Source organism: Sphingomonas faeni (assembly GCF_023195535.1).
Classification (GTDB): domain Bacteria; phylum Pseudomonadota; class Alphaproteobacteria; order Sphingomonadales; family Sphingomonadaceae; genus Sphingomonas; species Sphingomonas faeni_B.
Genome location: NZ_JALPNF010000003.1, coordinates 111543 through 122727 on the forward strand (window position 1 = coordinate 111543; position 11185 = coordinate 122727).

At 67.8% G+C, this 11185-nt stretch carries 9 protein-coding genes; all 9 read left to right on the plus strand.

The genetic code is table 11. The annotated features are described in order from the left end of the window. The first annotated feature begins 26 nt into the window (after positions 1-26). The gene (locus tag SPHN_RS07755; protein WP_248522575.1) at positions 27-1421 is read left to right on the plus strand and encodes an FAD/NAD(P)-binding protein; all 1395 of its coding nucleotides are present in this window, start codon (positions 27-29) and stop codon (positions 1419-1421) included. Positions 1422-1582: 161 nt separating this feature from the next. Further along, positions 1583-2431: a TorF family putative porin gene (locus tag SPHN_RS07760; RefSeq protein ID WP_248522576.1), complete on the plus strand. Its 849-nt coding sequence runs from the start codon at positions 1583-1585 to the stop codon at positions 2429-2431. Between the two features lie 107 nt (positions 2432-2538). After that, positions 2539-2628 carry a K(+)-transporting ATPase subunit F gene (gene kdpF / locus SPHN_RS07765; protein WP_055875324.1) on the plus strand — a complete coding sequence of 30 codons (90 nt, stop codon included), beginning with the start codon at positions 2539-2541 and terminating at the stop codon, positions 2626-2628. A gap of 12 nt (positions 2629-2640) precedes the next feature. Further along, on the plus strand, positions 2641-4344 hold the full coding sequence (kdpA, locus tag SPHN_RS07770; RefSeq protein ID WP_248522577.1) for a potassium-transporting ATPase subunit KdpA: 1704 nt from the start codon (positions 2641-2643) through the stop codon (positions 4342-4344). 14 nt (positions 4345-4358) lie between these two features. Next, positions 4359-6389: a potassium-transporting ATPase subunit KdpB gene (gene kdpB / locus SPHN_RS07775; protein ID WP_248522578.1), complete on the plus strand. Its 2031-nt coding sequence runs from the start codon at positions 4359-4361 to the stop codon at positions 6387-6389. A 262-nt stretch (positions 6390-6651) separates the two neighbouring features. Then, the gene (gene kdpC, locus SPHN_RS07780) at positions 6652-7233 is read left to right on the plus strand and encodes a potassium-transporting ATPase subunit KdpC (protein ID WP_248522579.1); all 582 of its coding nucleotides are present in this window, start codon (positions 6652-6654) and stop codon (positions 7231-7233) included. Beyond that, positions 7230-9890: a sensor histidine kinase gene (locus SPHN_RS07785; protein WP_248522580.1), complete on the plus strand. Its 2661-nt coding sequence runs from the start codon at positions 7230-7232 to the stop codon at positions 9888-9890. Before kdpC ends, SPHN_RS07785 begins: the two co-directional genes overlap by 4 nt. Further along, positions 9887-10576 (plus strand): response regulator transcription factor, encoded by a 690-nt coding sequence (locus SPHN_RS07790; RefSeq protein WP_248522581.1) that lies wholly within the window; start codon positions 9887-9889, stop codon positions 10574-10576. The genes SPHN_RS07785 and SPHN_RS07790 overlap by 4 nt, the downstream gene beginning before the upstream one ends. A gap of 276 nt (positions 10577-10852) precedes the next feature. Further along, complete coding sequence (locus SPHN_RS07795; RefSeq protein WP_248522582.1) at positions 10853-11098, plus strand: hypothetical protein; 246 nt, start codon at positions 10853-10855, stop codon at positions 11096-11098. Positions 11099-11185 lie beyond the last annotated feature (87 nt).

The following is an 11185-nucleotide window of genomic DNA, read 5'->3' on the forward strand; positions in this document are numbered from 1 at the left end:
CCGCGGCAGCACGGGTGAGCGAACAGATGGACGAGCGTACGACGATGCCGCGGATCGCGGGACCCGAGGATCATGTCGTCGTGGTCGGCGGCGGCTTTTCCGGCGCGCTGTTCGCGGTCAATTTGATGCGCCACGAGGGGCCCCGGGTGACGCTGATCGAGCGCCGCGACCGGCAGCTCGCGCGCGGCGTCGCGTATAGTGCAGCGCATCCGGACCACCTGCTCAACGTCCGCGCGGGCAACATGAGCGCGCTGCCCGACGATCCCGATCATTTCGTCCGCTGGCTCGAAGCGCACGGCAAGGGCGACCGCAAGACCTTCGTCCCGCGCACAACCTATGGCGCGTACCTGCGCGAACTGCTCGATGCGGCGATCGCGGGATCGGACGGACGGCTGGTGCATGTCGAGGGCGAGGTCTGCGCGATCGAGCCGGTGACCGGCGACGGCGTCACGCTGACGATGGCGGACGGGCGAAAGATCGCCGCCGATACCGCGGTGCTCGCGCTGGGGAATCTGCCACCGCACACGCCACCGGGCTTGAAGCCGGATACTTTACCGGCGGGCGTGTATTGCGCGGACCCGTGGGCGGCCGACCTCGCCGAGGGGTTGGGCGCGGACGATACCGTCGTGCTGGTCGGAACCGGGCTGACCGCGATCGACGCGGCGCTGTTGCTCGATGCGCAGGGATTCGCAGGCCACATCCTCGCCACTTCGCGCCGCGGATTGTCGCCCCGCCGCCATGTCGACGGCGCCCCCGCGCACCGCGGCGTGTCGGACAAGCCGCAGGGCGGGCTGACCGACCTCGTCCGTCATGTCCGCGCAAGGGCCGCGGTCGAAGGCTGGCGGTGCGCTGTCGACGAGCTTCGCCCGGTCACGCAGATGCTGTGGTCGGCAGCGTCGCAAGACCTGCGCGGCCGTTTCCTGCGGCATCTGCGTCCCTATTGGGACGTCCATCGCCACCGCCTCGCACCGGCCGTCGCCGACCGCGTCGAGGCGCTTGTCGCAACCGGCCGACTGACCTTCGCAGCGGGCAAGATCGTCTCCGCCGAGGCCGACGGACCGCAGGCAAAGCTGACCTGGCGACCACGCGGCGAAACCGCCACCGTCGTTACACGCACCGCGCGGATCGTGAACTGCACCGGGCCGCAGGGCGATCTGTTGCGCTCCGAGGAGCCGCTCGTGACGCATCTGCTCGCCGCCGGGCTGATCCGACCCGATCCGCTGCGGCTCGGCGTCGACGTCGATGCGCAGTCGCGGGCGATCCGGGCGGACGGCATGCCCGACGACCGCATCCACTGCATCGGCCCGATGACCCGCGGCGGGCTGTGGGAAGTGGTCGCGGTGCCCGATATCCGCGTCCAGAGCTGGGACCTCGCCCGCCGCCTGTCCAACGCGCAATGGGTCGGCGGCGAGGGTTTGTGATCGCGGCGACGAAAGAGAGCCGCGCCGCTTAATAATTCCGACAATACTACGCAAAACATACGCGCCGCCCGGCAATCGATCTCGAATTGCTACGCGGCCGGCGCCTAATTGCCAGTCCTCGCGAACCGCCATCCTTTCGGCGGCGCGCGCATGGGGACCATATGCACATTCTTCGTTTCGCCGCCGCCGCCGGTATCCTGACCGGTCTCGCCACGCCCGCGTTCGCGCAGGATACCGCGCCGCCGTCTCCCGTCACTATCTCCGGTTCGGTGACGCTGGCCACCGACTACCGCCTGCGCGGCGTGTCGCAGTCGGACAAGGACGGCGCGATCCAGGGCGGGCTGACGATCGCGCACCAGAGCGGCGTGTATGTCGGCGCCTGGGGCTCGAACCTGTCGGGCTGGGGCACGTTCGGCGGCTCGAACATGGAGCTCGACCTGATCGGCGGCTACAAGCACAAGCTCGCCGACAACGCGACGCTCGACGTCGGGCTGACCTGGTATATGTATCCGGGCGGCGCCTCGAAGACGGATTACGCCGAGCCCTATGTGAAGCTCAGCGGCACGACCGGCCCGGCGACGCTGACCGCCAGCGCCTTTTATGCGCCGAAGCAGCAGGCGCTCGGCAAATGGTATCGCACCGGCGCCGATGCGGCCGCGGGCATCTATACCAATCCCGGCGCCAAGACCGACAATCTCTACCTCACCGGCGACGGCGCGTTCGCGATCGCCGGCACGCCGATCACCGCCAAGGCGCATATCGGCCATAGCTGGGGCAATGACGGCCTCGGCCCGAACGCGACCAGCGTGACGCCGACCGGCGAGTACTGGGATTGGTCGCTCGGCGCGGACGCTACGTACAAGAACCTGACCTTCAACGTCAGCTATGTCGATACCGACATCACGCGTCGTAGCGCAGCGTATCTCCAGCCGAGCTTCTCCCGCGGGCAGGACGGCACCGGATCGATCGCCGACGGCACCGTGGTTGCCTCCCTTACCGCCGCCTTCTGACGAGGAACGACCGATGCAGGACCTTCTCTGGATAGCGATCATGGTCGGGCTGGTGGCGGCGACGCTCGCCTATGTCCGCCTGTGCGACAACGCGTGAGGACGCAGCCATGACCCTCGACCTCTGGCTCGCCGCGATCGTCGCGCTCGGGCTGCTGTTTTACCTCGTGGCGGTGCTGATCCGTCCCGAACGCTTTTAGGAGCGCGTCGCAATGACATTCCAGGGATGGATCCTGATCCTCGGCTTCGTCGGCATATTGCTGGCGCTGACCAAACCCGTCGGCCTGTGGCTGTTCGCGCTGTACGAAGGCCGCCGCACGCCGATCCACGCCGTCCTCGGCCCGGTCGAAACAGGCTTCTACAAGCTCGCCGGTATCGATCCGAAGGCCGAGCAGGGCTGGCGCCGCTATGCGCTGCACATGCTCCTGTTCAACGCGACGTTGATGGCGCTGACTTACGCAGTGTTGCGCCTGCAGGGCGTGCTGCCGGGTAACCCGCAAGGCCTCGCTGGCCTCGCGCCGCACCTCGCGTTCAACACCGCGATCAGCTTCACGACCAATACCAACTGGCAGAGCTATGGTGGCGAATCCACCATGTCGAACTTCAGCCAGATGTTCGGCCTGACGATCCACAACTTCCTGTCGGCCGCGACCGGCATCGCGCTGGCGTTCGCGCTGTTCCGCGGCTTTGCGCGGCGATCGGCCACGACGATCGGCAATTTCTGGGCGGATGCGACGCGCGTCACATTGTACCTGCTGCTGCCGATCTCGATCGTCTATGCGCTGTTCCTGATTGCCAGCGGCGTGCCGCAGACGCTCGCCGCCACCGTCGACGTGACCACGCTGGAGGGGCTCAAGCAGACGCTCGCGCTCGGTCCGGTGGCGAGCCAGGAGGCGATCAAGATGCTCGGCACCAATGGTGGCGGCTTCTTCAACGCGAACTCGGCGCATCCGTTCGAGAACCCGACCGCGCTGACCAACCTGATCCAGATGCTCTCGATCTTCGTCATCGGTTTCGGCCTGACCTGGACGTTCGGCAAGGCGGTCGGCAACACCAGGCAGGGTTGGGCGATCCTCTCGGCGATGGTGCTGCTGTTCCTCGCGGGCGTCACGGTGACCTATGCCCAAGAAGCCGCGGGCAACCCGATCCTCCACCAGATCGGCGTCGCGGGCGGCAACATGGAGGGCAAGGAGGTCCGCTTCGGGATCGCCGCATCCGCCCTGTTCTCGGTCGTCACGACGGCGGCATCGTGTGGTGCAGTCAACGCGATGCACGACAGCTTCACGGCGCTCGGCGGCATGATCCCGCTGCTCAACATGCAGCTCGGCGAAGTCGTCATCGGCGGCGTCGGCGCAGGCATCTACGGCTTCCTGCTGTTCGCCATCCTGGCCGTGTTCGTCGCAGGCCTGATGGTCGGCCGCACGCCCGAATATGTCGGCAAGAAGATCGAGAGCCGCGAAGTGAAGCTCGCGGTGCTGGCGATCGCGATCCTGCCGCTCGTCATCCTCGGCTTTACCGCGATCAGCGCCGTGCTGCCCGCCGGGCTCGCAGGACCGCTCAACAAGGGGCCGCATGGGTTCACCGAGATCCTCTACGCCTTCACCAGCGGGGTCGGGAACAACGGCTCGGCGTTCGCGGGTCTCACCGCCGCGACGCCCTATTATGACGGGTTGCTGGGGGTCGCGATGTGGCTCGGGCGCTTCTTCATCATCGTGCCGATGCTCGCCATCGCCGGGTCGCTCGCCGCCAAGAAGCACACGCCGGAAAGCACGGGCTCGTTCCCGACGACGGGTGCGCTGTGGGTCGGCCTGCTGGTCGGGATCATCCTGATCGTCGGCGGCCTGACCTTCCTGCCGAGCCTCGCGCTCGGTCCCATCGCCGATCATCTCGCGATGATCAGCGGCAAAACCTTCTGACGGGACAAGCCAAAATGGCACGCACCCCTACCAAGTCGCTGTTCACGGCCGACTTGATCATCCCGGCGATCGGCGACGCTTTCCGGAAACTCGATCCCCGGCAGCTGATCCGCAACCCGGTGATGTTCGTCACTGCGGTGGTCGCCACGCTGTTGACGATCCTCGTCAACGTCGGCGGCGACGGGCTGTCGGTCGGCTTCAAGATCCAGCTGGTGATCTGGCTGTGGCTGACGGTGCTGTTCGGCACCTTCGCCGAAGCGCTCGCCGAAGGCCGCGGCAAGGCGCAGGCCGCGTCGTTGCGCGCGACCAAGGCGGAACTCACCGCCCGCCGCATGAAGGGCGACCAGGTCGAATCCGTCCCCGCCAGCGCGCTCCGTTCGGGCGATATCGTCCTGGTGACGATGGGCGACCTGATCCCGGCGGACGGCGAAGTCGTCTGGGGCGTCGCCTCGGTCAACGAAGCCGCGATCACCGGCGAGAGCGCACCCGTGATCCGCGAAGCGGGCGGCGATCGCTCGGCAGTGACCGCGGGTACGCGCGTCATTTCCGACGAGATCCGGGTCAAGGTCACCGCCAACCCCGGCGAAGGCTTTCTCGACCGCATGATCGCACTCGTCGAGGGCGCCGAGCGGCAGAAGACGCCGAACGAGATCGCGCTCACGCTGCTGCTCGTCGGCCTGACGATCATCTTCCTGATCGCGGTCGGCACGATCCCCGGGTTCGCCAGCTATGCGGGTGGCCGCGTGCCGGTCGCGATCCTGGCGGCGCTGTTGATCACGCTGATCCCGACGACGATCGCAGCCTTGCTCTCGGCGATAGGAATTGCGGGGATGGACCGTCTGGTGCGGTTCAACGTGCTGGCGAAGTCCGGGCGTGCGGTCGAGGCGGCGGGCGATATCGACGTGCTGCTGCTCGACAAGACCGGCACGATCACGATCGGCGATCGTCAGGCGAGCGAGTTTCGCTCGGTCGGTGGCACGCGCGACGAGGAGCTGGCCGAGGCAGCGTTGCTGGCCAGCCTTGCGGACGAGACGCCCGAGGGCCGCTCGATCGTGGTGCTGGCCCGCGAAAAGTTCGGCGTGACGACCAGCGCGTTGCCGAGTGACGCGGAGGTCATCCCGTTCACGGCGCAGACGCGCATCTCGGGCGTGAAGGTCAATGGCGCGCTGATCCAGAAGGGTGCGGTCGATTCGATCCTGAAGGCCAATCCGGGGGCAGGGGCGACCGCCGCCGCCACCGAACTGCGCCGGATTACAGACGAGATCGCGCGCGCTGGCGGTACCCCGCTGGCGGTGGCGATGGACGGGCGCTTGCTGGGGGCGATCTTTCTCAAGGACGTCGTCAAGGCGGGCATCCGCGAGCGCTTCGGCGAGCTGCGCGCGATGGGCATCCGCACGGTGATGATCACCGGCGACAACCCGCTCACCGCCGCCGCGATCGCCGCCGAGGCGGGCGTCGACGATTTCCTCGCGCAGGCGACGCCGGAGGACAAGCTCGACCTGATCCGCAAGGAACAGCAGGGCGGGCGGCTGGTCGCGATGTGCGGCGACGGCACCAACGACGCACCGGCTCTGGCGCAGGCCGACGTCGGCGTGGCGATGAACACCGGCACGCAGGCGGCGCGCGAGGCGGGCAACATGGTCGACCTCGACAGCGATCCGACCAAGCTGATCGAGATCGTGGGGCTGGGGAAGCAGTTGCTGATGACGCGTGGTGCGCTGACGACCTTCTCGGTGGCGAACGACGTCGCGAAGTATTTCGCGATCATCCCGGCGATGTTCGTGGCGCTCTATCCGGGGCTGGGCGTGCTCAACGTGATGCGGCTGGGGTCGCCCGAAAGCGCGATCCTGTCGGCGATCATCTTCAACGCGATCATCATTCCGATGCTGGTGCCGCTCGCGCTGAAGGGTGTGGCGTATAAGCCGATGGCGGCGGGGCCGCTGCTCGCGCGGAACCTCGCGGTGTATGGGCTGGGGGGGCTGATTGCGCCGTTCGTGGGGATCAAGCTGATCGACCTTCTGGTCGGCGCGCTGGGGCTGGCATGATGACGTCAGCCACTCAGCCATCCCAACCCCCTCCGTCACCCCGGACTTGTTCCGGGGTCCACCGTTCCGCGCGCTCATCGGCCCTTGGTTATGCAGAACGGTGGATGCCGGAACTAGCCCGGCATGACGGAAGCGGGTGGAACACCGCCGCCCAACCTAACCCCGTCACCCCGGCGAAAGCTGGGGTCTCCCTCCCCGAAGTGCGCCGTACGCGGCACGATACCCCAGCGTTCGCTGGGGTGACGGCAGAAGGAAGCATCCAATGACCTCCGATTTCACCTCCGCGCTCCGCCCCGCATTCGTTATGACGATCCTGTTCGCGCTACTGCTCGGGATCGTCTATCCCCTCGCCATGACCGGGATCGGACAGGCCATCTTCCCAACCCAGGCGAACGGCAGCCTCGTCATGGCTAACGGCAAGGCGATCGGCTCGACCGTCGTCGGGCAGGCGTTCACCAGCGACCGCTATTTCCAGACGCGGCCGTCCGCCGCCGGCAAGGGCTATGACGGCCTCGCGTCGTCGGGCTCGAACCTCGGGCCGACCAGCCAGGCGCTGGTCGATCGCACTAAGGCTGACGTCGCGAAGCGTCGCGCAGAAGGCGTGACGGAGCCGCTCCCGGCCGATCTCGCCACCGCATCGGGTTCGGGTCTCGACCCAGACCTGTCGGCAGCATCAGCTTACGCACAGGTCGCTCGCGTCGCACGTATCCGCGGGTTGCCCGCCGACAAGGTCCACGCACTCGTCACCGCTAACGTCGATGCCCCCCTGCTCGGCATCCTCGGCGAGCCACGCGTGAACGTCCTTACCCTCAACCGCGCGCTAGACGCGACCGGCGCACGTTGAACGACGACGGACGACCATCTCCCGAGGCCCTTCTGCGACAGGCGTCGCAGGAGGGTCGCGGCCGTCTGAAGATCTTCCTCGGCGCCGCCCCCGGTGTCGGGAAAACCTACGAGATGCTCTCCGAAGGCGCCGAACGCCGTCGCGCGGGCGTCGATATCGTCATCGGCGTGGTCGAGACGCACGGCCGCGTCGAGACCGAAGCGCTCACGCGCGGCCACGAGATCGTCCCGCGCAAGGCGATCCCCTACGAAGGCCGCACGCTCGACGAGATGGACCTCGACGCGATCCTCGAACGCGCCCCCACGCTCGTCCTCGTCGACGAACTCGCCCACACCAACGCCCCCGGCAGCCGCCACCCGAAACGCTACCAGGACGTCGAGGAACTGCTCGCCGCGGGCATCGACGTCTATTCGACGATCAATATTCAGCACATCGAGAGCCTCAACGACGTCGTCGCCTCGTTCACGCGCGTCAGGGTGCGCGAGACCGTTCCCGACAGCATCGTCGAGGCCGCCGAGATCGAAGTCGTCGACATCCCGCCCGACGAACTGATCGAGCGGTTGAAGGCGGGGAAAGTGTACCTCCCCCAAGAGGCCACCCGAGCCCTCTCGCATTTCTTCTCCAAGTCGAACCTCTCGGCGTTACGCGAACTCGCGCTCCGTCGCGCCGCGCAAGCCGTCGACGCGCAGATGCTCGAACACGTCCGCGCGCTCGGTGTCGGCGGCACCTGGGCGGGCGGCGAGCGGATCGTCGTCGCGATCAGCGAACTGCCCGGCGCGCTCGGCCTCGTCCGCGCGACCAAGCGGATCGCCGACGCGATGCACGCGCCCTGGACCGCGGTGTATATCGAGACGCCGCGCGCGCAGACCTTCGGCGAGGCCGAGCACCGCCAGCTTGCCGCCGTCTTCAACCTCGCGACGCAGCTCGGTGGCGATGTCGCGACCGTCCCCGCGACGTCTGTGGTCGACGGCTTGAAGACCTTCACCGCCGAGGCGCGCGCGACGCAACTCGTGGTCGGCAAGTCGGCCCGCTCGCGCTGGTTCGAACTGCGCCACGGCTCGGTCGTCGACCGGATCGTCCGCGAGACGCCGGGGATCGCGGTCCATGTCCTGCCGATGGAGGCGGGTACCGCGGCGCCGACCGGCAGAAAGCGCACCGGCGATTGGGGTAGCAAGGCGGGCTATGCCTGGACGACCGCGATGGTCGCGGGCGTCACCGGCGTCGCGAGCGCGCTGTTCCACATCCTCAACCTCGGCAATGTCGCGCTGCTTTATCTGCTGCCGGTGATGGCCGCGGCGAGCCTGTTCGGCCTGCGCACCGGACTTTTCGCCGGGATCGCCTCGTCGATCGCGTACAATTTCTTCTTCCTGCCACCGACCGGCACGCTGACGATCAACAATCCCGAGAACGTCATCTCGATCCTCGTGCTGCTCGGCATCGCCTTCGTCACCAGCCAGCTCACCTCGCGGGTCCGCGCGCAGGCCGATATCGCCGCCGCCAGCGCGCGGACCAACGCGGCGCTCGCCGGGTTCCTGCGACAACTGACGTCGCTCAACGAGCCGGTCGCGCTGGCCCGCGCGATCTGCGAGGAAGTCGGTCGGTTGTTCGACGTACGGACGGTGATTCTCGTCGCGGAGGACCCCGGCCTCGCGGTGCAGGCCGCGAACGGCGCGGATTACCGGCTCGAGACGATGGAGATGGCGGCCGCGCAATGGGCCTATGATACCGGCGCGCCGGCCGGACGCGGGTCGGGCACGCTGGCGGCGTCGGAGTGGTTCTTTCAGCCGCTGCGCTCGGGCGAGCGGACGCTGGCGGTGCTGGGGCTCGCGCGGGAAGCAGGGGGCGATCCGGTGCGGTCGGACCAGCTGCCGCTGCTGATGAGTCTGGTCGACCAGGCGTCGCTGGTGCTCGAACGCGCGCGGCTGGAGGTCGAGATGCGCGATGTCGATGCGGTGCGCGAGCGCGATCGGTTGCGCGCCGCGCTGTTGTCGTCGGTCAGCCACGACCTGCGCACGCCGCTGACGTCGGTGATGGCGGCGGCGGCGGAGCTGCACCGCGGCGTCACGCCCGAACTGATCGCGACGATCGAGAGCGAGGCGGCGCGGCTCAACCGGTTCGTCGGCAATCTGCTCGACATGGCGCGGGTCGAGGCTGGCGCGCTCCGGTTGCGGCTGGAGCCGACCGACCTCACCGACGCGGTGGCGGGCGCGGTGCACGATACGAAGCGCGTGCTGGAAGGTCATGCGATCGAACTCGACGTCGCGCCGAACCTGCCTCTGGTCCGCGTCGATCCGCAACTGCTCCACCATTGCCTGCTCAACCTGCTCGACAATGCCGGGCGCTATGCCGATCCCGGCACGCCGATCATCGTGCGTGCCGAGCACCGCTTCGGCATGCTCCGGCTGTCGGTGATCGACCAGGGACCGGGCCTGCCACCGGGCCGCGAGAACGAGGTGTTCGAGACGTTCCGCCGCCTCGAAGGCTCCGACCGTGCGATCGGCGGCACGGGACTTGGGCTTGCGATCGTCAAGGCGTTCGCCGAAGCGATGGGGATGAGCGTCGAAGCCAGCAACCGCGAAGACCTGACGGGCGCGCAGTTCAGCCTGTGCTTCCCCGTGGCCCTGCTCGTCCGCGACACCGATGGAGCGAATCTATGAGCGTGCAGACGGTCCTGATCGTCGACGACGAACTGCACATCCGGCGGTTGTTGAAGAACACGCTGGAGCGCGCGGGCTACGGCGTCGAGGAGGCGGTCGACGCGCGCGAGGCTTTGCGGATCGCGGCGAGCCGGCCGTTGACTGCGGTGCTGCTCGACCTGGGGTTGCCCGATCGCGACGGGCTGGAACTGGTGCCGCTGCTGAAAAAGCTCGGCGATCCGATCATTCTCGTCGTGTCCGCGCGCGAGGCGACCGACCAGAAGGTGGCCGCGCTCGATCTCGGCGCGGAGGATTATGTGACCAAGCCGTTCGATACCGAGGAGTTGCTCGCACGGTTGCGGGTGGCGTTGCGGGGGCGCGGCGAGGCGACATCGCGGCCGACGGTATTGCGCGCGCATGGGGTGGAGATCGATTTTGAGCACCGGTTGGTCCGCCGCGGGGATGAGGAAGCGCATCTGACGCGCAAGGAGTTCGACGTGCTGTCGGCGCTGGCCGCGCATCCGGGGCGGGTCGTGACGCATCAGCGGATATTGGAGGCTGCGTGGCCGACCGATCATGACCGCCGGATCGAATATCTCCGCATCGTGGTGCGGAATTTGCGGCAGAAGCTGGAAGGGACGGGGGGCGTTGGAACGGTCATCGCGAACGAACTCGGGATTGGGTACCGGCTGCTGGTCGCCGCTTAACATTTCCATAGGCAGAAAGCTTGTTTCCCCGCGAAGGCGGGGATCCAGACTGGGCTCCCGCCTTCGCGGGAGAACAAGGAAGCGGGCGGTCCGCCTGTAATGAAGCCCAACCCCCTGCAGTAGCGAAAGCTGGAGTCTCCCTGCCATAGGTCGCCCCTGCCGCGCGAGGTCCCGGCTTTCGCCGGGATGACGGGGGTGCGCACTACGCGAACACTATGGCTCCCCCGCAAAATCGATCTCGAACGCTTATGCGGCGAGCGATAGCTGAAGCGTCGCATGACCGACCTCCGCCGCCTTCGCACCGACCTCAGCCTCCGCGCGAGCGGCATCCTGTCGCTCGCGATCGCCGTTACTGCGATCCACACGCTCGCGCGTCTCCACTCCCCAACCGGCGCACTCGCGATCCTGCTCGCCGCCATCGGCTTCCTCTGCGCAAGTGGCGGCGCGGTGCTGGTCATCGTCGGCCACCACATCCACGACCGTGTCCAGGTCAGCGCCCGCTGGCGACGCGTCGCGCGGTAAGGCGCGCCCTCGGCGGGACCTGTCGACGCGCGCGCGCGATGTCCTTATGCTACCGCGTTGCAGCATGATGACGAGGGAGCGCTCTGC